Source organism: Actinacidiphila alni, from assembly GCF_900112845.1.
GTDB classification, from domain to species: Bacteria; Actinomycetota; Actinomycetes; order Streptomycetales; family Streptomycetaceae; genus Actinacidiphila; species Actinacidiphila alni.
This window is the reverse complement of record NZ_FONG01000003.1, coordinates 122,751-148,256: the sequence shown is the minus strand read 5'-3', so window position 1 is coordinate 148,256 and position 25,506 is coordinate 122,751. Positions and strand designations below refer to the sequence as shown.

Below are 25,506 nucleotides of genomic sequence, written 5' to 3'. Positions count from 1 at the left end.
GTCACCGCTCTCCGGTCAGGACGGGCAGCATGCCGAGGTGCCCGTAGGGGGCGGAGTCCAGGCCGACGTCCTCGCGGGGCGGGCCGCCGCGGGCCAGCGCGTGGGCGGCGGCGCGGTCCTTGGGCGAGGCGCCGGGCAGTGTGGCGCAGACCGCGTCGAGGACACGGGCGTAGGGGGTGCCGCGTTCGGTGAGCGCGAGCCGCAGGAGTTCAAGGGCAGGGCGGTGGTCGCGCAGCAGGGCGTCGGAGCCGGTGGCGGCGGCGAATTCCAGGACGGCGGGCAGGAAGTCCGGCAGGTCCTCTCCCGCGTGTTCCATGCCGTGCTCCCGGTAGGCGTCCTTGAAGCGCAGCAGCGCCTCGCCGCGCCGCCGGGTGTCGCCGTCGGTCCACCAACTCAGGTGCAGGCTATGCCGGTTGGTGAAGTCGAAGGTCTCCACGTAGTGCGCGGTCAGCGCAGCCTCCGGCTCCCCCGCCGCGTGGTCGGTGAACTCCCGCAGCGGCAGCCCTGCGTCATGGCGTACGGCGGCCAGCGCGCGGCGCAGCAGCGGCAGTCCGGCGCGGAAGGCGGCGTCGGGGTAGGCCAGGCAGATCGCGGCGGCCTGGTGCAGGACCCGGGTGTCCGCAGGGGCCTCGGGTGCGTGTCGTCCGGTCATGACAGGGGCTCTTCCTCGTCCGCGGTCTGCCGTCTGCGCATCGCGTGGAAGTTCTCGATGGTGACCAGGGGCAGTGGTTTGCGGCCGGAGTCGGCGCCGAAGGGGCCGTCCGCGTCGGCCGGTCCTTGCGCGCCCATGCCGGGGCCGTCCTCGTAGTCGAGGCTGCACTGGTCGGGCACCGCCGACTCCTCCAGCCGGCGGGCGTCGGCCTGGGCGGCGGTCGGGATGACGTACCGGTCCTCGTACTTGGCGACGGCCAGCAGACGGAACATCTCCTGGATCTGCGACGGCGTCATGCCGACCGCCTCCGCGGCCGAACCGTCGGGCGTACGGCCGAGGTTGACGTCACGCATGTGGGAGCGCATCGCGGCCAGCTTGTCCAGTGACGCCCTGACCGGTGCGGTGTCGCCCGCGGTGAACAGCTCGGCGAGGTATTCCAGCGGGATGCGCAGGGCGTCGATGGCGCCGAAGAGATTGCCCGCGTCCTCGCCGTCGTGACCGCTCTCGCTGACGGCCTCGACGACCGGGGACAGCGGCGGGATGTACCAGACCATCGGCATGGTGCGGTATTCCGGGTGCAGCGGCAGCGCCACCTTGTAGGTGCTGATCAGGGCGTGCACCGGGGAGCGGCGGGCGGCCTCGATCCAGTCGTGCGCGATGCCGTCGCGCTCCGCGGCCCGCCGCACCTCGGGGTCCTCGGGGTCGAGGAAGACCCCCAACTGGGCCTCGTACAGGTCCTTTTCGTCCTTCACCGAGGCCGCGGCGGTGACCTTGTCCGCGTCGTACAGCACGACGCCGAGGTAGCGCAGCCGGCCGACGCAGGTCTCGGAGCAGACGGTGGGCAGCCCGACCTCGACGCGCGGGTAGCAGAAGGTGCACTTCTCGGCCTTGCCGGTGCGGTGGTTGAAGTAGATCTTCTTGTACGGGCAGCCGGTCACGCACTGCCGCCAGCCGCGACACTGGTCCTGGTCGACCAGGACGATGCCGTCCTCGGTGCGCTTGTAGATCGCGCCGGACGGACAGGCCGCCGCGCAGGCCGGGTTGAGGCAGTGCTCGCAGATCCGCGGCAGGTAGAACATGAAGGTCTGCTCGAAGCTGAAGCGGATCTTCTCGCCGACCTCGGCGCGCATCTTCTCCACATTGGGGTCGCGCGGGGCGTGTTCCTGGCCGCCGCCGAGATTGTCGTCCCAGTTCGGCGACCATACGATCTTCATCGGCTTGCCGGTGATCAGCGACCGCGGTTCGGCCACCGGATAGTCGTCGCCGAGCGGGGCGTTGGTGAGATTGCGGTAGTCGTACGTCCAGGGCTCGTAGTAGTCCTTGACGACCGGCAGCACCGGATTGGCGAAGATCGACGCCATTTTGAACAGGCGGCCGCCCTGGCGCAGTTGGAGCTTTCCGCGCCGGTTGAGCTTCCAGCCGCCGCGCCAGCGCTCCTGGTCCTCGTAGCGGCGCGGATAGCCCAGGCCCGGCCGGGTCTCGACGTTGTTGAACCACACGTACTCCATGCCGGAGCGGTTGGTCCAGGTCTGCTTGCAGGTGACGGAACAGGTGTGGCAGCCGATGCACTTGTCGAGATTCATCACCATGGCGAGCTGCGCCATCACCCGGCCGACCGGGGCCGCGCCTGAGGGCATGTCAGTACTCCACATTCTGCGAACGGCGGCGGATGACGGTGACCTCGTCGCGCTGGTTGCCGGTGGGGCCGAGGTAGTTGAAGGCCCAGGAGAGCTGGGCGTAGCCGCCGATGAGGTGGGTCGGTTTCAGCAGGATCCGGGTCAGCGAATTGTGGATGCCGCCGCGCCGGCCTGTGGTCTCGGTCTTCGGCACGCCGACCGTGCGTTCCTGGGCGTGGTGCATGTAGACGGTGCCGGCCGGCATGCGGTGCGAGACGACGGCCCGCGCGACGACGACGCCGTTGCGGTTGACCGCCTCGATCCAGTCGTTGTCCTTGACGCCGATGGCCGCCGCGTCCTCGACCGACATCCAGATGGCCTGGCCGCCGCGGGACAGCGCCAGCATGAAGAAGTTGTCCTGGTACTCGGAGTGGATGGACCATTTGTTGTGGGGGGTGAGATAGCGGACGGTCACCGCCTTCTCGCCGTCCGGGCCGATGACGGGTTCGCCGAAGAGCCGGTGCATGTCCAGCGGCGGCCGGTAGACCGGCAGCGCCTCGCCGAGTTCGTGCATCCAGTCGTGGTCCACGAAGAAGTGCTGACGGCCCGTCAGGGTGTGCCAGGGCTTGAGGTGTTCGGTGTTCTGGGTGAAGGGGGCGTAGCGCCGTCCGCCGGATTCGCTGCCGGACCACTCGGGCGAGGTGATGACGGGGACGGGCGCGGCCTCGGTGTCGGCGTAGCTGATCCGCTTGCCCTCCTGCTCCGCGGCCAGGTGCGCCATGTCCCGGCCGGTGCGCTCGGACAGGGTGCGGAAGCCCTGGGTGGCGAGCCGACCGTTGGTGGTGCCGGACAGCGTGAGGATGGCGTTGGCGGCCTTGACCTCGGTGTCGATGGCGGGGCGGCCGTCCGCGGGTCCGCCGCGTACGACGCCGCCCATCGCCCGCAGGTCCTCGATCTCCTGGTCGGGGTGGAGCGCGATGCCCTTGACGGGCAGGCCGAGTTGTTCGGCGAGCGGACCGAGCGCGGCCATCTTGGCGCCGATCGCGGTGTAGTCGCGTTCCACCACGGTGAGCGTCGGCATCGTCCTGCCGGGCTCGGGCGCGGTGCCGTCGCGCCGCCAGTCGGGGGCCACTCCCCCGGGCTGCGCGATCTCCCCCGGTGTGTCGTGCTGGAGCGCGGTCGCGACCAGGTCGTGCCGGGTGTCGAGGTGGCCGCGGGCGAGTTCGCTGAACCGTCCGGCGATGGTGTGGAAGGTCTCGTGGTCGGTACGCGCCTGCCACGGCGGGTCGATCGCCGGGGTGAAGGCGTGCACGTACGGATGCATGTCGGTGGAGGACAGGTCGTGCTTCTCGTACCAGGTGGCGGCGGGCAGCACCACGTCGGACAGCATCGTCGAGGACGTCATCCGGAAGTCCATCGACAGCAGCAGGTCGAGTTTCCCCTCGGGTGCGCGCTCGTGCCAGGTGACGTCGCGCGGGCGTTCGTCCGGGGCGGCTTCCTCGGCGCGCAGCGAGGACTGGGTGCCGAGCAGGTGCTTGGTGAAGTATTCGGCGCCCTTGCCCGAGGAGCCGAGCAGATTGGCCCGCCACAGGGTCATCACCCGGGGCCAGTTGGCCGGTGCGTCGGGGTCCTCGCACGCGAACCGCAGCCGCCCGGCGGTGAGTTCGTCCACGATGTGCTGCCGCGGTTCCTTGCCGAGGGCGCGGGCCTCGTCGACCAGGTCCAGCGGATTGCGGTCGAAGGTCGGGTACGACGGCATCCAGCCCGCGCGCGCCGACTGCGCGAGCAGGTCGGCGCCGGTCATGCCGGTGAAGCGGCCCTCGCCGAGCGGCGAGGCGAGCACATCGGCGGCGAAGCGGTCGTAGCGCCACTGGTCGGTGTTGAGGAAGAACCAGGCGGTGCCGATCATCTGGCGCGGCGGCCGTGACCAGTCGGTGGCGGCGGCGAGCGTGGACCAGCCGGTGAAGGGGCGGACTTTCTCCTGGCCGACGTAGTGCGCCCAGCCGCCGCCGTTGCGGCCCTGGCAGCCGGTGAGCTGGAGCAGTGCGAGGAAGGCCCGGTAGATGGTCTCGGAGTGGAACCAGTGGTTGGTGCCCGCGCCCATCAGGATCATGCAGCGGCCCTTGGACTCTTCGGCCGTTCGCGCGAACTCCCGTGCGATCTTCACGCACCTGGCGGCGGGCACCGAGGTGTGCGCCTCCTGCCAGCCCGGGGTGCCGGGTGTCGTGGCGTCCTCGTAGGACTCGGGCCAGCGGCCGGGCAGTCCGTCGCGGCCGACCCCGTACTGGGCGAGCAGCAGGTCGAAGACGGTGGTGACCAGCGGTCCCTCCTCGCCGCCGAGGCGGGTGGCGGGGACACCACGGCGCACCACGTCGCCGCGGCCCTGCCCGTGGTCGCCGCCCTCGGTGTCGAAGCGCGGCAGCAGCACCTCCACCGGCGCCACGACGTCCGCGCCATGGAGCGAGAGCCCGTGCAGCGAGAGCCGGGGGCGCAGCTCCGCCAGGTCGAGATTCCACCTGCCCTTGCCGGACTCCGTCCAGCGAAAGCCCAGCGAGCCGTTGGGCACGGCCGCCTGCCCGGTGGTCTCGTCCAGGACGACGGTCTTCCACTCGGCGCCCTCGCCGGTGTCCCCGAGGTCGGCCGCGCGCAGGAATTTCGACGGCACGAAAGCGCCGTCCTTCTCGTCGAGGGTGACCAGGAACGGCAGGTCGGTGTAGGTGCGGACGTAGTCGGTGAAGAACGGCACCTGCCGGTCGACGAAGAACTCCTTGAGCACCACATGGCCCATGGCCAGGGCGAGCGCGCCGTCGGTGCCGGGGTGCGGGTGCAGCCACTCGTCGGCGAATTTGGCGTTGTCGGCGTAGTCCGGCGCGACGGCCACGACCTTCTGGCCGCGGTAGCGGGCCTCGGCCATCCAGTGCGCGTCGGGGGTCCGCGTCACCGGGACGTTGGACCCCCACATCATCAGATAGGCCGCGTCCCACCAGTCGCCGGACTCCGGTACGTCCGTCTGGTCGCCGAACACCTGCGGGGAGGCCACCGGCAGGTCGGCGTACCAGTCGTAGAAGGAGAGCATCGGCGCGCCGATGAGCGAGTGGAAACGGGCGCCGGCCGCGTGCGAGACCATCGACATCGCCGGGATCGGCGAGAAGCCGGCGATCCGGTCGGGGCCGTACGCCTTGATGGTGTGCACATGTGCGGCGGCGACGATCTCGACCGCCTCGTCCCAATCGGCGCGCACCAGGCCGCCCTTGCCGCGCGCCAACTGGTAGCGGCGGCGCCGTTCCGGGTCGGCCTGGATGTCGGCCCAGGCGAGCACCGGGTCGTGCAGCCGCCGCTTGGCCTCGCGGTACATCTCCAGGAGCACGCCGCGCACATACGGGTAGCGCACCCGTGTCGGGGAGTAGGTGTACCAGGAGAAGGCAGCGCCGCGGGGGCAGCCGCGCGGTTCGTACTCGGGGCGGTCAGGGCCCACGGACGGGTAGTCGGTGGCCTGGGTCTCCCAGGTGATGACGCCGTCCTTGACGTACACCTTCCAGCGGCAGGATCCGGTGCAGTTGACGCCGTGCGTGGAGGTGACGACCTTGTCGTGGTTCCAGCGGTCGCGGTAGAAGGTGTCGCCCTGCCGGCCGCCGGTGATCCGCACGCTGTGCAGGTCGGCGGCCGGTGTCCCGCGCCGGAACCAGCGGCCGGTCCGCAGCAGCAGGGCACCGGGTTCGCTCGTCGACGACTCCTGCATCACGGACCTTCCGGCAGCGGTGGTCATGGCATGTCGCACCATCAAAACCGCCTGGCCGCCGCGCGGGCCGCCGACGTGCGTCCACGTGGCCGTATACACCCCGTATGGCGCACGTCACGGGCCCCGGCCGGTACGCGGTCCCGCGCCCGGGGCCCGCGTCAGCCGCTCACCAGTCGCCGATGCCCTTCCAGGCGGCGGTGATCCGGCTGGTCGAGACGGGGTGGAGTTCGGTCGTCCGTGCGGCGACGGCGACCATCCACAGGCCGCCGCCCTCGTGGAAGAGGCCGCGGCCGATACGGCGGATCTCGACGGCCTCGCCCCGATAGGCGTCGGGTCCCGCCTCGGCATTCCGCCGGTCGCGTTCAGCGCGCCGGTCGCTGAGCCGGCCCACCGCCGCACCGCCTCTTCCCCGCCGTCGCACCCGCCCCGCCGGCAGGCCCTGGGCACCGACCGTACCGGGCAGCCGGTCCATCCGGTCCGCCCGCGTCACATGCGCCAACTCCCGTACGGCACGGGCCCGTACGCGGTGGGCTCCGGCGTCCCTGTCATTCGTCAGGAGCGCGGGCCCGGGCGCCGCTCCTACGGTCGTGGTGGCCCGGCCGGGCCACCACGCGAAGAGGAAGAGATACGACCATGCGCAAGATCACGCGGAGTGCCGCGGTCCTCGCCGCCGCCACTGCCACGGTGTCCGTGCTCGGCGCGACGCAGGCCCACGCCGAGGGCGTGCACGGCTGTCCGACCGGCGCGGTCTGCGTCTACCCGGGCACCGGCTGGAACAACGACCATCCGTCGCTCGCCCTCTACAGCTACGGCGCGCACAATCTCAGCGGCCAGTTCGGCAGTCACATGGTCGTCAACAATCAATACGGCGGCGCCTCGGCGACGCTGTGGAGCGGCTACAACGCGACCGGCTCGGCGCTCGATGTCCTTCCCGAGGGAGCCGCGTACATCGAGAACCTCACCCCGGTGAACTCGATCTCGCTCAACCGCCCCTGACGCATCGTCAGATGCTACGGAACGGCCGTGGGTCCCGCGGCTCGCGGCAACGGCTCACGCGGGCCCGGCCGTCCGCCCCGGCCCGCCCAACAGGCGGCACGGCACCGGGATTTCGGACGTGCCGCCCGCGCCGTCCGGCGCCACACGGTACAGGCGCGCGTGCGGGGTGCGGGTCACCGTGTCCGTCAGCGCGCCGTCCGCGAAGAGGGCGCCGACGCCGTCCTCTACCGCCCAGCCGGCCGGCAGCGCGCCCCGGGCCACCGCCGCGCGGTACGAGGGGCGGCGGCCCGGCTCGCTGTCGTAGTGCGGGCAGACGGAACCGGTCAACAGCCCCAAACCGTCGGGCAGGTGAGCCAGTGGCCCGAAGGAGTCGGTGTGCGAGCCGTCGGCCCAGCAGTTGGCGCCCGCGCTGATGCCGCAGAGCAGTCCGCCCCGGTCGTACACCTCGCGCAGCAGCCGGTCCACGCCGTGCGCGCGCCACACCGCCAGCAGATTCGCGGTGTTGCCGCCGCCCACGTACACCACGTCCTGGGCGAGCAGGAAGTCGCGCAGGCCCTCGTCGTCCAGTTCCCGCCGGAACAGCGGCAGAACGCTCGGCTCGCAGGCCCGGTCCCGGAAGGCCGCGAGGAACCTCTCGGCGTACGCGGGCGCGTCGCCGCTGGCGGTCGGGACGAAGCAGACCGCGGGGCGGGGCGCCGCGGCGGCGCCGAGCACCCAGTCGTCCAGCAGACCGTCGTCGTCGCTCGAGAAGCCGCCGCCGAGCAGGGCCAGGCGCCGTTCCGGACGTACCATCGCGCCGCGCCTCCGTTCCTCGGGCCGCCCGGGGGTCGGACGGTGCCTCGAAGGCTGCCAAGCCATGGTCCCGGCCGCAATCGAATTGCGGCGCGGCGCCGACGTCCGGCCTGGTCACGGCCGTTGTCGGTGGGGTCGCCTAGGGTCGTGACGAGGACCCTGATCGGGAGGTGGCGAGGATGGCGGTCTTCGCGTTCATCCACGGCGCAGGTGACGTCGGCTGGTACTGGCATCTGGTCGAGGCCGACCTGCGGGCGCGCGGGCACCTGACCGTCGCGCCCGATCTGCCCTGCGAGGACGACGCGGCCGGCCTGCCGGAGTACGCGGATGCGGTGGCCGAGGCGATCGGTGACCTGCCGCGGCCGGTCGTCGTCGCGCAGTCCCTCGGCGCCTTCACCGCGCCGCTGGTCTGCGAGCGGCTGCCCGTGAGCCTGCTGGTCCTGGTCGCGCCCATGATCCCCGCGCCGGGCGAGGCGCCCGCCGACTTCTGGGCGCACACCGCGTACGAGCAGGAGGCCCGGGTGGGCTTCGACGACACGGTCGCACTCTTTTACCAGGACGTGCCGCCCGACCTGGCCGCCGCCGCGCTCCGCCGCGGCCGGTGCCAGTCCGAGGCCCGGATGGCCGAGCCGTCCCCGTTCCGCGCCTGGCCCGACGTCCCCACCCGCGTCCTGATCTGCCGCGACGACCGCCTCCTCCCGGTCGCCTTCCAACACCGCGTCACCCGCACCCGCCTGTCCCTCACCCCCGATGTCCTCCCCGGCGGCCACACCCCCGCCCTCAGCCACCCCCACCAACTGTCGGACCACCTCACCGCATACGCCGCCGAATACGGAATCGCCTGACGGCCTTCGCCGCCAGGCCCGCACAGATCCGGCACCGACCGCGCGAGCGGCCGGCGTCCGAGACCCACTCGGGTACGGCAACACCCGGGCAGGCACCGTGCTCCGGGGCCCCGGATCCGGCACCGACCGCGCGAGCGGCCGGCGGCGGAGGCCCGCTCGGGTCCTCCAACACCCGAACAGGCGAGCCGTACCCGGCGCCCCGGATCCGCACCACCCGCGAGCGGCCGGCGCCCGAAGCCCACTCGGATCCCGCGACACCCGCGCAGCCACCCCGGTCCCGCACAGATCCGGCACCGCCCGCGCGAGCCGCCGATGTCCGAGGCCCACTCGGGCCTGGCAACACGCGAGCAGGCGCGCCCGATCCGGGGCCCCGGATCGGCACCACCCGCGAGCGGCCGGCATACAAGGCCCGTTCGGGTCCTGCGACACCCGAACAGGCGCGCCCGGCCCAGGGCCCAGATCCGCACCACCCGCGAGCGGCTGGCATACGAGGCCCGCTCGGGTCCTGCGGCAGCCGAACAGGCGGGCCGGGCCTGGAGTCCCGGATCCGCACACCCGCGCGAGCGACCGGCGCCCGGCGCCCACCCGGATACGGCACCACCCGCGCAACCGCCCCGCGCTCAGGCTGCGCCCCAGATCCGGCACCGCCCGCGCGAAGGCCCGGAGCCCGGGGCGCACCCCGGATCCGGCACCGCCCCGCGCGAGCGGAACGTTGTCCGCCCGGGACCTGGACACCCGCCTGCGGCTGTGTTGTCATGCCTCGGGCATCGTTTCCAACGATGGAACGGGCCCGGGAGGTGTCCGCTGCACCTCCCCGTACAGCCGTTCCGCCGATTGCGCCGCCTGCGTCCGCCGCCCCGCGAGGGGCGGGGCTGACAACGGTGTCAGGACGGTGCGGGCCGAGCGACCGGGACGACCGGCGGTACCTCACGACGGGCCGAGAGGCCCGCTTCAGGACGGAGTTGTCCGTGAGAAGAAGACCAGCGTGGCGCGGGACGCACGGCATGCGGATACGGCGGCACCTCACCGTCGTCGCCCTCGCCGCGTGCACGGCGGCCATGACCGTGGCCGGGACGGGACAGGCGTCGGCGGGGTCGGGCGGGCACTCCGCCGGGCACCGTATTCCGACGGTGACCTCCGGGGACGCCCGCTTCCAGGTGCTGTCCCCGACCCTGATCCGCACCGAATACGCCCAGAACGGGAAGTTCACCGACAGCGCGACCTTCAACGCGATCGGCCGCGGCGACTTCACCCCGGCCTCGTACACCTCGAGCACCGCCAACGGCTGGCTGACCGTCAGGACCAGTGCGCTGACGCTGCGTTACCAGGTGGGCTCCGGTCCCTTCACCGCCCGCAATCTGTCGGTGCGGCTGACGGCCGGCTCCATGCCGGTGACGGCGGCGCCCTGGCAGCGGATCAGCTGCGCGGTCGGCGCCCTGTGCGAGGCGGAGAGCCTGTCGTACAGCGGGCTCGGCGTCGCATCCGACCACACCGGCTACACCGGCGCCGGCTTCCTCGCCGGCTTCCAGGGCACCGGCAGCTCGATGTCGGCCGACGTGGACGTCGCGACCGCGGGCACCTACCAATTCGACGCGCGGTACGCCAACTCCCAGGCGGGCGACGGCCAGAACACCACCCGCACCCTCACCCTGACCGTGGACGGCGGCGCCGCCAGGACGCTCAGCCTGCCGGTGACCGGCAGTTGGGACACCTGGGGCCAGGTCAGCAGCTCGGTGCAGCTTCCTGCCGGCCACCACTCGATCACGCTGACCAAGGCCGCGGCGGACTCCGGCAATGTCAACGTCGACAGCGTCGCCCTCGTGACGCCGGGCGGCGGCTTCCCGTCGACCGCGACGACCGCGATCACCGACTGCGCCTACGGCGCGAGCTGCGAGGCCGAGGCGACCAGGATCGCGGGCTCCGCGAAGATCGCCACCGATCACCGTGGCTACTCCGGCAGCGGCTTCCTCGCCGAACTCAACCAGGGCTCCGGCGTCACCACGCACGTCGTCGGTGTGCCGGCCGACGGCACGTACGACCTCCAGGTGCGGTACGCCAACTCCACGGGCGGCGACGGCCTGAACCAGACCCGTACCGCGTCGGTGACCTCCGGCGGTACGACGAGCACGCTGTCCCTTCCCGCGACGGGCAGTTGGGACACCTGGCAGACCGCCTCGGTGCCGGTGACGCTCAAGGCCGGCGACAACGACCTGGCCATCGGCTGCCCCGACGCGGCCAGTTGCCACATCAATCTGGACACCGTGTCGGTGACCGCGTCCGGCGCGGCGGCCCCGCAGCCGCACCTCGCGCTGGGCGGCTACCGGCGCAGCCTGGACGGGCTCAACGGTGACAACGGCGACCCGACCACCACGCCCGGCCTGCTCTACAAGGACGGTTGGTACCTGTTGGACGACACCTCCTCCGCGCTCTACGACCCGGCCACCCGCAAGGTCACCCAGCGCGCGACGCAGGGCGGCGCCCCGTACCAGGACGGTTATGTCTTCGGCTACGGCCACGACTACAAGCGGGCGCTGACGGATCTGGCCACGCTGACCGGTCCGCCGGAGCTGCTGCCGCAGTGGGCGTACGGCGTCTGGTACTCGGAGTACATCGACCGCACGGCCGCGGACTACGAGAACACGATCCTGCCCGCCTTCCGCTCCGAAGGCGTCCCGCTGGACGTGCTGGTGACCGACACGGACTTCAAGTCGCCCAACACCTGGAGCGGTTGGGAGATCGACCCGGCCAAATTCCCCGACCCGAAGGCGTTCTTCGACTGGTCGCAGTCGCAGGGCCTGCACAACACGCTCAACACGCACCCGAGCATCCTGGCCTCCGACCCGCGGTTCGCGCAGGCGCAGGCGACCGCCAAGGGCAAGCTGTCCAAGGGCGGTTGCGCGGGCGGCGCGAGCGCCGGCGGCGACTGCTACACCTTCGACTTCGGCGACCCCAACCAGCTCCAGGCGTACATGGACCTGCACCGCACCATGGACCAGCAGGGCGTGGACTTCTGGTGGCTCGACTGGTGCTGCGACAACTCGCAGTCCTCGCTCCAGGGCGTCACGCCCGACGCGTGGATCAACCAGGCCTACGCCCTGGACTCCGCTCCGGCGATCGGCCGCGGCTTCGTCACCTCCCGGGCGTACGGCTCGCTCCAGGCGGGCGGCTACAGCGGCCAGCAGGGACTGCCGACCGGGCCGTGGGCCGACAAGCGCACCACGGTGCACTTCACCGGTGACACCGCCTCGGACTGGGGCACGCTGCGCTCCGAAGTCGGTTACACGCCCGGCGAGTCGGCGGCCACCGGCATGTCCGCGGTCAGCCACGACATCGGCGGCCACAACGACATGACGGGCCTCACCGGCTCCGAGACGTACACCGACGGCAGCGGCACGCACACCACGCACAAGCTGCCCGACGATCTGTACGCCCGCTGGGTGCAGCTCGGCACCTTCCAGCCGATCGACCGGCTGCACTCCAACCACAGCGACCGGCTGCCCTGGCAGTACGGCGCGCAGGCCCGGCAGTCGGCGGACAAATTCCTCAACCTCCGCGAGAATCTGGTGCCTTACACCTACTCCCTCGCGCAGCAGGCGGCCACCACCGGTGTGCCGGTGGTCCGCGCCACCTATCTGGAGTACCCGGACGAGCCGCAGGCGTACAGCACGGCCGGCAGTGAGTACTTCTACGGCTCGGACATGCTCGTCGCCCCCGTGACGTCGCCCGGCGACACCGCCACGACGTCCGTGTGGTTCCCGCCGGGCCACCAGTGGACCGACTACTTCACCGGGCAGACCTACGCCGGCGGCACCACGCAGAACATCACCACCGGCCTCGACCGGATGCCCGTCTTCGTCAAGGCGGGCGCCACCATCCCGACCCGCACGAGCAATGTCACCGCCAACGACAAGGCGCCGCTGAACAAGGTGACGCTCACCGTCGCCGCGGGTGCCTCCGGCACCTCGACCCTCTACGAGGACAACGGCGTCTCGACGGGGCCGGGCCGCAGCGCCACCACGAGGATCCAGTACCGCGAGAGCGGCTCACGGCACACCGTCACCATCGGCCCGGCCGTGGGCTCCTTCCGCGGCCAGGTCACGAGCCGCCAATGGACGGTGACGCTGCTCGGCGTGACCGATCCGGGTCATGTCACCGCGGGCGGCAGAACCCTGCGTCCTGACGCCTACCACTACGACAGCGCCGCCCATTCGCTGACGGTCACCCTGCCGTCCCGCAGTGTGCACGCGCCGGTGGCCATCGGCTACCGCTCCTGAATCCCCTCCCCGGAGTGACGGGCCCGCACGCGACCGCGTGCGGGCCCGTACCGCTGTGCTCCCGGTCCGAAAGACCGTGGTCTCCGGTCCTCAGTCCTGCGCCGGGGGCGTCCCGCACAGCTCCGCGAAGCGGCCGGTGTCGATGTTGCCGCCGGAGAGGATGACGCCGACGCGCGGCGGGAGCGGGGTGACGCTGTGGGCGAGAAGGGCGGCGAGTGCGGAGGCGCCGCTGGGTTCGAGGACGATTTTCAGGCGTTCGAAGGCGAAGCGCATGGCCGCGCGGATCGCGTCGTCGGTGACCAGGGCGATGTCGTCGACCAGCCGCCGGTTGACAGAGAAGGTCAGCTCGCCGGGGATGTCGGCGGCCTGGCCGTCGGCGATGGTGCGCGGGACGGGGATGGAGACGCGCCGGCCGGCCGCGAGGGAGCGGCGGGTGTCGTCGCCCGCCTCCGGCTCGACGCCGATCACCCGGATGCCGCTGTGCAGTCCCTTGGCGGCGGTCGCGCTGCCCGCGATCAGTCCGCCGCCGCCGACCGGGACGACGAGGGCGTCCAACGGGCCGGTCTCGTCGAGGAGTTCGAGCGCCGCGGTGCCCTGCCCCGCGATGACGTGCGGGTGCTCGTAGGGCGGGATGAGGGACAGGCCGCGTTCGGCGGCCAGCGCCTCGCCGATGGCGACCCGGTCACCGGTGTAACGGTCGTAGGTGACCACTTTGGCGCCGTAGCCCTCGGTGGCCTCCCGCTTGGAGCGCGGGGTGTCCTCCGGCATGAGGATCACGGCGCTGCTGCCCAGTTCGCGGGCGGCGAGCGCGACGGCTTGGGCGTGATTGCCCGAGGAGTAGGCGGCGATGCCCTTGGCGAGCTGCCGCGGTGACAGCCGGGAGGCGGCGTTGTAGGCGCCGCGGAATTTGAAGGCGCCGATGCGCTGGAAATTCTCGCACTTCAGATGGACTTCGGCGCCGACGAGCGCGTCCAGGGTGCGCGAGCGCAGTACCGGGGTGCGGTGCGCGACACCGGCGATCCGGGCGGCGGCGTCACGGACGTCGTCGAGGGTGACGGGAGCGGCGCCGGCCGGGGGCCGCGGGGAGGAGATCACCAGCGCACCCTATGCCGGGACGTCCGGGCGCGCGGATCCGGCGCCGTAGCGTCACAGCCGCCCCGGCAGCCCCGTGCATCCCGACCGCCACCTGAGTCCGGTCTCTGCCGGGTGACGGCGGGCGGATACACCGATCCGCTGCCCCTCATGTCTTGACGCGCGCGACCACGACCGCAAAGAATGACGGGCAACGGGATGACAACGTTGTCTAAACGAGGAGCACTACCGTGGCCACTGACCCCGCAGGACTGGGCCGTCGGCGTTTCGCCCAACTGGCCGCACTCACCTCGCTGGCCGTCGCCACCCCGCTGTCGGTCGGCGCGGCCTCGGCAGACGCCGCGCCCGCGGGCCACAGTTCCCCCGGCGGATGGACGCCGGGCCACGGGCCGGGCCACGCCCCGGACGACGACGTCGCCGCCGCGTACTACCAGGCGCTGCTCACCCACACCCGCTGGGCCGAGACGCAGTGGGACGCCAAGGCCGGGTACTACACCCGCACCGACTACAACTTCGTCGTCGTCCTCGGCAATGCGGTGCTGCTGACCCGCGGCACGTACGACGCGGACAGCGCTGGCGTCGACAAGGAGACGCTGCGCTCGCACACGCTGGCCACGATCAAGCACTTCGCCGCGTCCAACCGGCTGACCGGCGGCACCGAATGGGGCCGCACCCTCTTCTTCGACACCACCTTCCAGCTCTACTTCGTGCTCGCCGCGCGGCTGCTCTGGGACCAGTTGGACGCGCAGACGCAGGGGTACATCGACACGATCGTGCGCGAACAGGCCGCCTTCACCACGTCGTTGGGCACCGGGAACGACCCGGCGTCCGGTACGTGGACGCCCAACGGGCTCAAGGGCGGCTTCGTCGGCGACACCAAGCTGGAGGAAATGGGCGTCTACGCCCAGTCGCTGGCGCCCGGTCTCGCGTGGGCCGCCGACGACCCGCGGCACGCCGACTGGAGCGCGGCGTACGGCCGGTGGAGCCGCAACGAGACCGGGCTCCCGGCCGCCGACCGGGCCAATCCGGCGGTGGTGGACGGTGTCGCGGTCAGCGAGAACACCGCGCAGAATCTGTACGACACCTTCATCGTGGAGAATCACGGTTCCTTCGGGCCGCACTACCAGCAGGAGTTGTGGCGCACCTCGGGCCGCAACTCGGCGCACTTCATCACCGCGGGCCGGCCGCTGCCGGAGGTGCTGACCGCGCAGCCGAACGCCGATCAGCTGTGGCGCACTCTGCTGATGGTGATGAGCGACGCGGGCGAGCCGCTGATGCCGATGGTCAACGACCGGGAGCATCTGTACGGCCGCGACGTGATCCCGCTGGCGTTCCTCGCCCAGGTCGCGGGCGACCGTACGGCGGCGTGGGGCGAGGCCGCGATGGCGGCGCGGCTGGCGCCGTACCAGGCGTACGCGCCGCTCTACCGGCTGGCGAAGTTCTCGGGCGAGGCGAAGTACGAGCCGGAGGCCCGCGCCGAGGTGGCGATCAGCTATCTGCTGCACGAGTGGCGGGCCGCGCACGGCGGTGTCGTCCGGCCGCTGTCGGACACCGAGATGTTCCAACGGGCCTCCGGGCTCCAGGACTTCGGCACCGGCCCCGGCCTGGTGGCGCACCAGACCCCGGCCGCCTGGGCGGGCGCGGTGAGCAAGCCGGGCTTTGTGAAGTTCGCCTGGCAGCCGGCGCACGACGACTGGCTGTTCGCGCTCAGCGGTCCGACGCCGATGTTCCTGCCCGCGACGGCGGCGAAGGTGCTCAAGCGGTCGGTGACGACCTATCGCGCGGTCCGCGACGGCTTCGACGCGACCGCGACCGTACTGACCCTGGACTCCGGCACCGCCGGTTTCACCACCCTGCCGTCGGGCGAGGTGGTCTACGCGACCAGCGGTACGGCGGCCGGCGAGGGTTCGCTGCGGGTGCAGAATCTGACCATGCCCGGGGTCGCGGGGCTCGACGGCGGGCGGACGTACACCGCCGCCGAGGGCAGCGTCACCGTCGCCTCGCAGGACAGCGGCAACGCCGGTGTCGGCCCGGGGCCGCGGGTCGACGAGCTGTCGGTGCCGAGCGGCTCCTGGCGTTATGTGCGCATGCTGGGCGTGGCAGGCCACACCACCTACGGCTACTCGCTGTACGCCTTCGAGGTCCGTGACGGCGCGTCAGGACCCGACCTCGCGCAGGGCGGTACGGCCACGGCCTCGTCCGCCGACAGCGGCAAGGGCGCCGCGCTCGCCGTGGACGGCAACGCGACCACCCGCTGGGCGGTGTCGGTCGGCGACCGGGGCCGCGCGGACAGCTGGCTGGCCGTCGATCTCGGTGCCGCGCGCACCTTCGACCGGGTGACGCTGCGCTGGGAGACGGCGGCGGCGCGCGCCTACCGTGTGCAGGGTTCGGCGGACGGGCAGACCTGGACGGATCTGGTCCGCTTCCCCGAGGCCGATCTGACCAGTCACGGCGGCTGGCTGTCGGTCGACGGGCGCGCCGGCCTGGTCGTACGGGGCGCCGCCAACCCGCTGTCGGTGTACGGCGATCAGGTGCTGCTGTCCGACGGTCCCGCCGAGCCGTTGCTGGTGGAGGGCCTGCCGTCCGGCGACCCGCGGAAGGTGCGGGCCGCCGCGGCGCTGCCCGCGCCGCGGGCCGGCAGCGCGGCGGTGCGGGCGAGCACGGCGGGCGGGCACCTGAGCCTGTTCAATCTCTCGGCCGAGGCCGTCGCGACCACCGTGTCGGTGCCGCAGAGCCGGTCCCGGCTCACGCTGTACGCCGGCACGCAGCGCGTCACCGCGGACGGCACCGAGGTGAGCGTCGAGCTGGCCGCCGCGTCCGCCGCCGTCGCCCCGGCCCGCTTCACCCTGACCTCCCGTGCCTGGGGTCCGGTCCCCACCGGGCTGCGGATCGAGGTGGTGGACGCCGCGACCGTCCGGGTCAGCGGCCCCGCCGCCCGGCTGCTGGTCCGCACGCCGTCGGGCGCGAGCGCCGCGGTGGACGTACGGGCCGGCCGTACGGCGCAGGTGACCGTGCGCGGTGCCACACCGTATCCGCTGGCCGACATCGCCCGCGGCCGGGAGACCTTCCCGACCCGGCCGCTGCCCGCCGGCATGTCCGACCCGGCCGCCGCGGTCGACGGCGATCCGGCCACCTCCTGGCGGCCCGGCTCGGCGAACGGCCGGATGGTCGTGGACCTGGGCGCCGCGGTCGCCGTCCGGGAGATCCGCACCGCCTGGACCGGCGGCCGGGTACCGGCGGCGGCGATCGAGTTCAGCACCGACGGCCTCACGTACAGCGGCGCGGGCGAACTGCGCCGCCGCGGCCGCACCGCCACCCTCGGCACCGACGCCACCGCCCGCTACGTGGCCCTCGCCGTCTCCGGCGGACGGGCCACGGACGCCCGCCTGGTCAGCCTGGAGGTCGTCCCCGCCTGACCCCCGCCACCGGCCGCACCGGCCGGACACCGAGCCCCGGTCCGGGGCGCAGCAGACTGGGTCAGGCCGGTCTGCCGCCCCGGACCGGCACCAACCTCGCCGGAACTGCCGCACGTCGCAGGATGGTTGACCTGTGCACGCGGTGGTGAGTAACTTACCGACGCCAGATGGCGCACGGTAGGAATCCTTCACCGGGCGCTTGCTCCAGCCCCCTTGCGGATCCGACCCGGACGAGGTTTCCATGCGGACCCCTGCACTGACGGCAGCCGCGGCGCTGCTCGCCTCTCTCACCCTTGTGTTCAGTGGAAGCGCCGGCGCGGCGCCCGTATCGGCGTCGGGCGCGGACGGGGGGCACGGACGGCACGGGCCGGCCGGGCGGGGGTTCGACCGGCCGTACACGGGGTTCGCGCCCGCGGGGACGGTGCTGCGGCGCGGGACGCCGCGGTCCGCCGGGCTGGACGCGGCGCCGATCGACGCCTTCGAGCAGCAGATGGCGCAGTGGGAGAACCCGGCCTCGGGGGCGAACTACCTCTTCCCCGGGGCGACGACGCTGATGGCGCACGACGGTGTGGTGGTGGAGCGCGGCGCGGGCGGATACGCCGTCAAGTACGCGGACGCCACGCATGAGTTGCCCGCCGATCAGTGGGTGCCGGCGCGGACGGACACGATCTACGACCTGGCGTCGCTGTCGAAGCTGTTCACCTCGATCGTGGCGATGCAGCAACTGGAGGCGGGCCGGATCGATCTGGACACTCCGGTCGCGCACTACCTGCCGGAGTTCGCCACCAACGGCAAGGGCGCCATCACAATCGAGCAACTGCTCACGCACACCTCGGGGTTCGACGCCGACCCGGTGCCGTCGCTGTGGCAGGGCTACCCGGACCTGCCGTCCCGCGAGAAGGCGATCCTCGACGCGAAGCCGATCAACCCGCCGGGGACCACGTATCTGTACTCCGATCTCAACATGCTCAGCCTGCAATTGGTGCTGCAGAAGGTGACGGGCAAGCCGCTGGACACGCTGGTGCGCGACGGCATCACGGGGCCGCTGCGGCTGACCGACACCGGCTACAACCCGCCGGCCTCGAAGCTGCCGCGGATCGCGGCGACGGAGTACGAGGCGAGCCCGCCGCGCGGCATGGTGCGCGGGCAGGTGCACGACGAGAACGCCTGGGCGATGGGCGGGGTCGCGGGGCACGCGGGCGTGTTCTCCACGGCGGACGACTTGGCCGTACTGGCGCAGACGATCCTCAACGGCGGTACGTACAAGGGCCGTCGGATCCTTGACCGGAACAGCGTCACGCTGATGGAGCGGAACTTCAACCAGGCGTTCCCCGGTGACTCGCACGGCCTGGGCTTCGAACTGGACCAGATCTGGTACATGGGCGGCCTGTCCGGGCCGCAGACCCTCGGGCACACCGGCTTCACCGGCACCTCGCTGGTGATCGACCCGCAGTCGCGGTCCTTCGCCATCCTGCTGAGCAACCGGGTGCACCCGACGCGCAACACGCCGTCCACGAATCCGCCGCGCCGCGCCATCGGCACGGCCCTCGCGCAGGCGATCCCCGTACGGGCGCCCGGCCGCGGCCCGGCCTGGTACTCGGGCCAGGGCGGCGGCACCACCAGCACCCTCACGACCGGAGCGCTCGGTTCCACCGGCCCCGTGGACGTCGACTTCTCCGCCTTCGTCAACACCGAGTCCACCGACCTGCTCTCCGTGGAGTCCTCCACCGACGGCGGTACGACCTGGCAGCCGCTGCCGCTGCGGGTGACCGGCAGCGGGGCGCCGGCCGGGAGCCCGACCGCGCTGTCCGGCCAGTCGGTCCGCGCCTGGTGGCACGTGCACGCCGAACTCCCGCAGGCGGCAAGCACCTTGCTGCGCTGGCGGTACACCACCGACCCGGTCTACGAGGGCCGCGGTGTGGACCTCGCGGCCCTGTCGGTGACCTCCGGCCACCACGATCTGCTGCGGTCCGCGGGCCTCACGCCGTCCGGCGCCTGGCGGCAACTGCCCGCCGCACGCTGACAGTCACGCCGGCAGCCCGAGCACGTCCCGCCTCGGGCGGCCCGCACCGGGCCGCCCGAGGCGGCGTTGACCCCGGCGATCACGGTGGATACGTTTCCCCCGTGCCAGCCGGTTCCGACAGCGACTCCCCCGAAGCGAGCCCCCTGACGCGGGTCAGGTCGCTGCTGCCGAGCCTCGCGCCCGCCGAACGGCGGGTGGCCGCCGCGGTGCTGGCCAATCCGGCGCTCGCGGCGCGCAGCAGCATCAGCGAGCTGGCGGAGGCCGCCGCCACCAGCGAGACCACGATCATCCGCTTCTGCAAGTCGGTGGGCCTGCGCGGCTACCCGGAGCTGCGGATCGCGCTCGCCGCCGCCGCGGCACGCGCCGAGGCCCGCGACGACCGGCACCTGGGCAGCGACATCACGCCGAGCGACGACCTGTCCGAGGTGGTCGGCAAGGTCGCCTTCGCCGACGCCCGCGCGGTCGAGGAGACCGCGCGGCAGCTCGACGTGGGGACGCTGCGCCGGGTGGTCGCGGCCGTCGCCGCCGCGGGCCGGGTCGACATCTACGGCGTCGGCGCCAACGCCCTGGTCGCGGCCGACTTCCAGCAGAAGCTGCACCGTATCGGCCGGATCAGTTTCGCCTGGAGCGACACCCACATCATGCTGACGTCGGCCGCCGTGCTCAGCCCGGGCGATGTCGCGATCGGCCTGTCGCACACCGGGGCCACCGCCGACACCGTCGAGGCGCTGCGGGTGGCGCGCGGGCACGGTGCGACGACCGTGGCGCTGACCAGCTTCCCCCGCTCGCCGATCCGCGAGGTGAGCGACCATCTGCTGACCACGGTCGCCCCCGAGACGACCTTCAGATCCGGCGCCACCGCCAGCCGGATTGCTCAACTCACCGTGATCGACTGCCTGTTCATCGGTGTCGCCCAGCGCCACCAGGACAGCGCCCGGCGCGCCCTGAAGGAGACGTACGACGCGGTCGGCGACCACCGGCTGTCCGAGCCGTAGCCGTACCCGTACCCGTAGCCACGAGCGCTACGGTGCCCCGTCCGCACCCGGCACATCCTGTGAGCCCTCCGGCCGCGGCGTCTCCAGGATGCCGTTGAGCAGGACGTCGAAGGCCCAGCCGAGCCGCTGCTCGCCCGTGCCGCTGACCAGGTCCATGCCGAGGGCGGCGATCCGCGGGAACGTCCGCGGCGTCGCGGCCAGGATGGCCGCGGTGAGGTCGCTCTCCTCACGGCGGGCGTCGTCCGCGACCTTCCGGGTGCCCTGCTCGGTGGCCGTCGCCGTCACGAAGTGCAGCAGCAGGTCGACGGCCCAGGCGGTGCGGTCCTCGGGGACGCCCTCGGCGAGCAGCGCGAGCAGCCCGTCGACCATCCGCAGATAGCCGGGACCGGCCGGCCGGGTGACCAGCGCGGACTGCGCGAGGCCCGGATACTCCATCAGGGCGCTGCCGTACGACCAGAGCACCGTGACCAGCCGCTCGCGCCAGTCCCCCGGCGCGGTGACCGGGCTCAGGTCGAGGCCGCCGAGCAGATCGTCGAGCATGTACGCGCGCAGCTCCGCGGTGTTGCCGACGTAGACGTAGAGCGAGGCGGGACCGGTGTCCAGTTCCTGCGCGAGCCGTCGCATCGTGACGCGTTCCAGGCCCTCGGCCCGCATGATCCCCAGGGCGGCGGCGACGATGCCCTCCAGGGACAGCGCGGGCTTGGCGGGCCGCTCGCGGCGGCTGATCGGAGCGGTCTTCCCAGGCGTCATCGCTCCAGCATAACGAACGGGAACGAACACGTTCGTCAGAAAATCGCCGCATTCCGCGCGCTCCGCACCACTCCCACCTGCGGGTTTGCCTTGTCGTGGGCGAGCGGCAGCGATCTGAACATGTTCGTGACGAACATGTTCGTGTACGGTGGGGGTATGCCCGGCCGGACCGGGCGACAGACCCGACCCCACGCCGGAAGGAGGTCCCGCCATGACCGCCACGACACCCACTCCCACCCGCTCGGCGGGCACCAGCGCATCGACCCGCCTGATGTGGGCGATTCTCGGGCTGGTGCTGCTGGCCGACGCCCTCGACATGATCGACTCGACGGTCACCAACATCGCCGCCCCCACCATCAGCGCCGATCTGCACGGCGGCGAGGGCCTGATCAAGTGGCTGGGATCGTCCTACATGCTGGCCATGGGCGTGCTGCTCGTGGTCGGCGGCCGGCTCGGCGACAAATTCGGCCAGCGCCGGATGTTCCTGATCGGCATGGGCGGGTTCACGCTCGCCTCGGCGGTCGCCGGCTTCTCGCCCGATCCCGCGCTCCTGATCGTCGCCCGCGTGGTGCAGGGCGCCTTCGGCGCGCTGATGATCCCGCAGGGCATGGCGATCATGACCAAGACCTTCTCCCGGGACATGCTCGGCAAAGCCTTCGCCTTCTTCGGGCCGCTGCTCGGCATCGCCTCGGTCGGCGGCCCGATCCTGGCCGGATTCATCATCGACGCCGACCTGTTCGGCCTCTCCTGGCGGCCGGTCTTCCTGATCAATCTGATCCTCGGCGCGATCGGCCTCACGCTGGCCTTCCGGCTGCTGCCGCGCGACGACGGCGACCGTACGGTGGTGGTCGACGGACGGGGTTCCGCGCTGCTCGGCCTCACCATGTTCGGCCTGCTCTTCGGTCTGGTCGAGGGCTCCACCAACGGCTGGACGGCCGCCCCGATCGCCTCGCTGGCCGTGGGCCTGGCGGCCTTCGCCGCCTTCGCGCGCCGCCAGACCACCGCGTCCGACCCGCTGCTCAAGCCGTCGCTGCTGCGCAACCGGGGCTTCGGCTCGGGGCTCGTCGTCGGCCTGGTGGTCTTCGCGAGCACCAGCGGCCTGATCTACGTCCTGTCGCTGTTCATCCAGGAGGGTCTGCACGCCTCGCCGCGCACCGCCTCGCTGGCGCTGCTGCCGCTGACGCTGGGCATCATCGTGGCGGCGGGCGCCTGCATGGCGCTGATCAAGAAGCTCGGCCGGACGCTGATCTTCGCCGGGATCGCGGTCGTCCTGGCGGGCGGCGGCTGGCTGCTGGCGCTGGTCGTCCACTCCGGTACGGGCCTCGGGCTGTGGACGCTGGCCGCGCCGGTCTTCGTCACCGGCCTCGGCATGGGCGCCTGCTACGGCACGATCTTCGACATCGCGCTCGGCGACATCGATCCCGACGAGGCGGGCAGCGCCAGCGGCTCTCTCTCGGCGATCCAGCAGCTCGCCTCCGGCATCGGCTCGGCGGCCGTCACCTCGGTGTTCTTCACCACGGCCGGCGCCGGTCTCGGCCACGCCATGACGATCAGCCTGATCGTCGTCCTGGCACTCGGCGCCGCCTGCCTCCCGGCCGTCGCGCTGATGCCCAGGCGCGCCCCGGAGGAGACCGGCCACTGAGTCGTCGGGCCGGCCGTACGCCGCCGGCCGCGCCGCGGGCTACTCGACCGTCATCGCGGGCTGCACACCGGAAATGCAGCAGGCCGCGAAGTACAGCAGGATCGGGTGGGTGTACGGCACAGCCTGGTCCGGCAGGTGCACCAGGCTGTGGGTGGCGCCCGCGGCGCGCGGCTCGTACGCGGAGACCAGGACGGCCGCGTCGGGCAGATAGCGGGTGGCGGGCGGCCACTGTACGTCGATGTCGGAGCCGGTGGGCACGATCCAGGACCACTGCCGGCCGCGGGCGAGGACGCAGCCGGAGCTGGGCAGGCAGTCCAGGATCCGCAGGCCGTGCTCGGCGGACGTCTCGACCACGTCGCAGCCGAGGCCCGGCGGGAAGCCGCCGACGGTCGGCACCGCGATCCGCTCGCGCGCGGCCGCCGCGTCCCCGGCGTCCAGCGGCAGCCTGTCGCGGCGCAGATTCCACGACGCGGCGGCGGCCCGCCGCTCCGGCGGCGGAATCCGCTTCATCGGACCGCCCCCGCGACCAGACGCGGCCCGCGAGGGCCGGCGCGCCGGGCGGCTGGAACCACCGCCGCCGACGGCATGGCCTCCAGGGCGGGCGCGGCCGGCCCGGCGGGCGCAGCCGGTACGGACGGCAGCACGGCCGCGGACGGATCGACCGGCACCAAAGGCACCGCAGGCACGCCCGCCGCGGCCTTCGCGGACGGCCCGCCAGGCGCCACGGGCCCGGGCCTCACGGACAGTCCGACCGGTGCGACGGGCACGGCCCTCGCGGACGGACCGACCGGCAGCGCCGACGCCGTCGGCGGCACGGCCGGCACCGCCGCGGGCGGCACCGCGATCGTTGCCCAGGCCGCCCAGGCCGCCCAGGGCGCCCAGCCGCCGCCGGGCGCCGCTGGTCCCGCGCCCCATGCCGTGCTCAGTGCCGCCACGACCACCAGGCCGCGCCCACCTTCGTCCGGCGGGCGGGCATCGGCCCGGGCCTCGCTGTGCCCCTCGGCGCCGACCTCGACCCGGACCTCGTTCCCGGCGCGCCGCAGGGAGCAGACCACACCGTCGCCGACGGTGTGCACGACGGCGTTGGTGACCAGTTCCGAGACGACGAGCACGACGTCGTCCGCGACGCCCTCCGGCAGCCCCCAGCGGCCGAGTTCGGCACGGGCCCGGTGACGTACGGCGGCGACCCCGGCGCGGTCGCCTGCGGCGGCGCGCAGGACGGTGTGCGCCTCGTCGGCGCGGCGCGGAGCCGGAATCCGCGGTGTGCCGGTGACCGATGGTCTGCCCGTCGAAGATGCCATGGCCGTCACCTCTCGTGGGGGCCGCGTATGTGGGGTCGCGGTGGCACGCCCGGCGGCGTTGCCACCGGATTCGGCCTGCGCCGCCATCGCGTGGGTCGGGGGCTCCCGCGATGACGACGTGACGAACGACCGGGCGCGCGGAGGGGTCCTGACAACGTAGTCATCTGGCCGACCGACTGCGCCGCCGTCACCACTATGGTGTCGCCACCCCCAACTCGCAAGCCACAGAGTGCAATTCGCAGAATGAGCCAGGAACGGGCGGCACACCGGGGCAACATGGCACACATCGCAGGCGCGGAACGCGCGGACGCACAGCCGCCGACCTGCCGGAACCCACATCCGGAGACGGCTGGTTCGAAGGCGGCGCCAGGCTTCGGACTCTTCACCCACAGCGCCCCCTCCCGGACCTCCGGCCGGTGCCGCGCCCACAGTTCAGCGGGGGCGTCGTCCGCGCCCGGCCAGGCCGCCGGACGGTCGGGAGTACGCAGGAACGGCACTGCCGCCCCGCCACTGCGGCGCTCAGCCGGCCGCGAGGAACGGCCGGATCAGGGCGAGGAGTTGGGCCGGGCGGTGCAGCGGGATGATGTGCCCGCAGTCCTCGATCAGATGTGCCGTCAGGTCGTCGGCCAGCGGGCGCAGTTGGCGTTCCAGTGCGGCGCCCACCGGGTGCGCGCCGATCGCCAGCGTCGGCACGGTGAGCCGGCCGGACGCGTCGGCGGCCTCGATCTGGCGTGCGCTGACCGGGAGTTGCCGGTAGTACGAGAAGGCGGCGCGCAGCGACTCGCGGCCGGTGTAGGCCGCGACGAAGGCGTCCCGCAGCTGCGGGCGCACCCCGTCGCCGAGGGTGCCGTTGTCCAGGAACCAGTCCAGATACGCCCCTTCGTTCCCGGTGAGCACGGACTCCGCGAGGCCGGGCGCGGCATGGAAGCCGAACCACCACGGCGGGCCGCCGACCAGGAATTCCTCGGCGCCCGGCAGCCTGCCGAGCAGCGACTCCATGAGCACCAGCCGCCGCACCCGCCCGGGCCGGCGCATGGCGAGCAGGAAGGCGGGCGGTGCGCCCGCGTCGATGCCGACCACGGACGCCGAGGTCTCCCCCAGCGCGTCCAGCAGCGCGGCGGCGTCGGACGCGAGCGTGCCCGCGTCGTAGCCGTCGGCCGCCCGCGTACTGTCCCCGAAGCCGCGCAGGTCCGGGGCGATCACCCGGTGCCGTGCCGCCAGGTCGGGCAGTACGTCGCTCCACAGCCGCCAGGTGTGCGGGAAGCCGTGCAGCAGCAGGACGGCAGGGCCCGCCCCGGCGAGGGCGACGTTCAAGGTGACGCCGTTGACGTCGACACGGCGCAGTTCGACGTCCGGCGCGGGCGGAGCCGGGG

General features: G+C 72.7%; 17 protein-coding genes. 7 read left to right on the top strand and 10 right to left on the bottom strand.

Annotated features, from left to right (window positions below; translation table 11 throughout):
- Window position 1 precedes the first annotated feature (1 nt).
- The 4 genes from narJ to BM076_RS06245 all read right to left on the bottom strand — a co-directional run bounded on the left by narJ (window position 2) and on the right by BM076_RS06245 (window position 6,506).
- The gene (gene narJ / locus BM076_RS06260; RefSeq protein ID WP_093712366.1) at window positions 2–652 is read right to left on the bottom strand and encodes a nitrate reductase molybdenum cofactor assembly chaperone; all 651 of its coding nucleotides are present in this window, start codon (window positions 650–652) and stop codon (window positions 2–4) included.
- Complete coding sequence (narH, locus tag BM076_RS06255) at window positions 649–2,289, bottom strand: nitrate reductase subunit beta (protein WP_245795776.1); 1,641 nt, start codon at window positions 2,287–2,289, stop codon at window positions 649–651. Before narH ends, narJ begins: the two co-directional genes overlap by 4 nt.
- A gap of 1 nt (window position 2,290) precedes the next feature.
- Complete coding sequence (locus BM076_RS06250) at window positions 2,291–6,034, bottom strand: nitrate reductase subunit alpha (RefSeq protein WP_407640627.1); 3,744 nt, start codon at window positions 6,032–6,034, stop codon at window positions 2,291–2,293.
- A gap of 139 nt (window positions 6,035–6,173) precedes the next feature.
- Window positions 6,174–6,506, bottom strand: coding sequence for a hypothetical protein (locus tag BM076_RS06245; protein WP_177246349.1), 333 nt, complete (start codon window positions 6,504–6,506; stop codon window positions 6,174–6,176).
- Between the two features lie 134 nt (window positions 6,507–6,640).
- On the opposite strand from BM076_RS06245, the gene BM076_RS06240 reads away from it, so the two are divergent.
- On the top strand, window positions 6,641–7,003 hold the full coding sequence (locus BM076_RS06240) for a hypothetical protein (RefSeq protein ID WP_093712363.1): 363 nt from the start codon (window positions 6,641–6,643) through the stop codon (window positions 7,001–7,003).
- 54 nt (window positions 7,004–7,057) lie between these two features.
- Here BM076_RS06240 and BM076_RS06235 read toward each other — a convergent pair whose 3' ends face one another.
- Entirely contained in the window at window positions 7,058–7,795 is a 738-nt protein-coding gene (locus BM076_RS06235) for a Type 1 glutamine amidotransferase-like domain-containing protein (RefSeq protein ID WP_093712362.1), read from the bottom strand.
- A gap of 179 nt (window positions 7,796–7,974) precedes the next feature.
- On the opposite strand from BM076_RS06235, the gene BM076_RS06230 reads away from it, so the two are divergent.
- Together BM076_RS06230 and BM076_RS06225 are read left to right on the top strand one after the other, a co-directional pair.
- A complete protein-coding gene (locus tag BM076_RS06230) occupies window positions 7,975–8,640 on the top strand; it encodes an alpha/beta fold hydrolase (protein WP_093712361.1) in 666 nt (221 codons plus the stop codon).
- Window positions 8,641–9,698: 1,058 nt separating this feature from the next.
- The gene (locus BM076_RS06225) at window positions 9,699–12,914 is read left to right on the top strand and encodes a TIM-barrel domain-containing protein (protein ID WP_093712656.1); all 3,216 of its coding nucleotides are present in this window, start codon (window positions 9,699–9,701) and stop codon (window positions 12,912–12,914) included.
- 90 nt (window positions 12,915–13,004) lie between these two features.
- On the opposite strand, the gene BM076_RS06220 is transcribed toward BM076_RS06225, so the two are convergent.
- Entirely contained in the window at window positions 13,005–14,009 is a 1,005-nt protein-coding gene (locus tag BM076_RS06220) for a pyridoxal-phosphate dependent enzyme (protein ID WP_245795774.1), read from the bottom strand.
- A 227-nt stretch (window positions 14,010–14,236) separates the two neighbouring features.
- Between BM076_RS06220 and BM076_RS06215 the strand changes: the two genes are divergently transcribed.
- From BM076_RS06215 to BM076_RS06205, 3 genes are all read left to right on the top strand, one after another.
- Complete coding sequence (locus BM076_RS06215) at window positions 14,237–17,422, top strand: discoidin domain-containing protein (protein ID WP_093712360.1); 3,186 nt, start codon at window positions 14,237–14,239, stop codon at window positions 17,420–17,422.
- A gap of 241 nt (window positions 17,423–17,663) precedes the next feature.
- Window positions 17,664–19,445, top strand: a complete 1,782-nt coding sequence (locus BM076_RS37930; RefSeq protein WP_093712359.1) for a serine hydrolase domain-containing protein — start codon at window positions 17,664–17,666, stop codon at window positions 19,443–19,445.
- 101 nt (window positions 19,446–19,546) lie between these two features.
- Window positions 19,547–20,440, top strand: a complete 894-nt coding sequence (locus BM076_RS06205; protein WP_218160044.1) for a MurR/RpiR family transcriptional regulator — start codon at window positions 19,547–19,549, stop codon at window positions 20,438–20,440.
- A gap of 27 nt (window positions 20,441–20,467) precedes the next feature.
- On the opposite strand, the gene BM076_RS06200 is transcribed toward BM076_RS06205, so the two are convergent.
- On the bottom strand, window positions 20,468–21,190 hold the full coding sequence (locus BM076_RS06200; RefSeq protein WP_093712358.1) for a TetR/AcrR family transcriptional regulator: 723 nt from the start codon (window positions 21,188–21,190) through the stop codon (window positions 20,468–20,470).
- A 211-nt stretch (window positions 21,191–21,401) separates the two neighbouring features.
- Here BM076_RS06200 and BM076_RS06195 point away from each other — a divergent pair, with 211 nt between their 5' ends.
- Window positions 21,402–22,832, top strand: coding sequence for an MFS transporter (locus tag BM076_RS06195; protein ID WP_093712357.1), 1,431 nt, complete (start codon window positions 21,402–21,404; stop codon window positions 22,830–22,832).
- Between the two features lie 39 nt (window positions 22,833–22,871).
- On the opposite strand, the gene BM076_RS06190 is transcribed toward BM076_RS06195, so the two are convergent.
- From BM076_RS06190 to BM076_RS06180, 3 genes are all read right to left on the bottom strand, one after another.
- A complete protein-coding gene (locus BM076_RS06190; protein WP_245795773.1) occupies window positions 22,872–23,342 on the bottom strand; it encodes a hypothetical protein in 471 nt (156 codons plus the stop codon).
- Window positions 23,339–24,133 (bottom strand): ATP-binding protein, encoded by a 795-nt coding sequence (locus BM076_RS06185; protein WP_177246348.1) that lies wholly within the window; start codon window positions 24,131–24,133, stop codon window positions 23,339–23,341. Before BM076_RS06185 ends, BM076_RS06190 begins: the two co-directional genes overlap by 4 nt.
- A gap of 519 nt (window positions 24,134–24,652) precedes the next feature.
- Window positions 24,653–25,477 (bottom strand): alpha/beta fold hydrolase, encoded by an 825-nt coding sequence (locus tag BM076_RS06180; RefSeq protein ID WP_245795843.1) that lies wholly within the window; start codon window positions 25,475–25,477, stop codon window positions 24,653–24,655.
- Between the last annotated feature and the right edge of the window lie 29 nt (window positions 25,478–25,506).

What these genes read in the sequence shown, in the direction of transcription:
- narJ (WP_093712366.1), bottom strand. Translation starts at nt 652, where the DNA reads ATGACCGGACGACACGCACCCGAGGCCCCTGCGGACACCCGGGTCCTG.
- narH (WP_245795776.1), bottom strand. Translation starts at nt 2,289, where the DNA reads ATGCCCTCAGGCGCGGCCCCGGTCGGCCGGGTGATGGCGCAGCTCGCC.
- BM076_RS06250 (WP_407640627.1), bottom strand. Translation starts at nt 6,034, where the DNA reads ATGACCACCGCTGCCGGAAGGTCCGTGATGCAGGAGTCGTCGACGAGC.
- BM076_RS06240 (WP_093712363.1), top strand. Translation starts at nt 6,641, where the DNA reads ATGCGCAAGATCACGCGGAGTGCCGCGGTCCTCGCCGCCGCCACTGCC.
- BM076_RS06235 (WP_093712362.1), bottom strand. Translation starts at nt 7,795, where the DNA reads ATGGTACGTCCGGAACGGCGCCTGGCCCTGCTCGGCGGCGGCTTCTCG.
- BM076_RS06230 (WP_093712361.1), top strand. Translation starts at nt 7,975, where the DNA reads ATGGCGGTCTTCGCGTTCATCCACGGCGCAGGTGACGTCGGCTGGTAC.
- BM076_RS06225 (WP_093712656.1), top strand. Translation starts at nt 9,699, where the DNA reads ATGACCGTGGCCGGGACGGGACAGGCGTCGGCGGGGTCGGGCGGGCAC.
- BM076_RS37930 (WP_093712359.1), top strand. Translation starts at nt 17,664, where the DNA reads ATGCGGACCCCTGCACTGACGGCAGCCGCGGCGCTGCTCGCCTCTCTC.
- BM076_RS06200 (WP_093712358.1), bottom strand. Translation starts at nt 21,190, where the DNA reads ATGACGCCTGGGAAGACCGCTCCGATCAGCCGCCGCGAGCGGCCCGCC.
- BM076_RS06195 (WP_093712357.1), top strand. Translation starts at nt 21,402, where the DNA reads ATGACCGCCACGACACCCACTCCCACCCGCTCGGCGGGCACCAGCGCA.
- BM076_RS06190 (WP_245795773.1), bottom strand. Translation starts at nt 23,342, where the DNA reads ATGAAGCGGATTCCGCCGCCGGAGCGGCGGGCCGCCGCCGCGTCGTGG.
- BM076_RS06185 (WP_177246348.1), bottom strand. Translation starts at nt 24,133, where the DNA reads ATGGCATCTTCGACGGGCAGACCATCGGTCACCGGCACACCGCGGATT.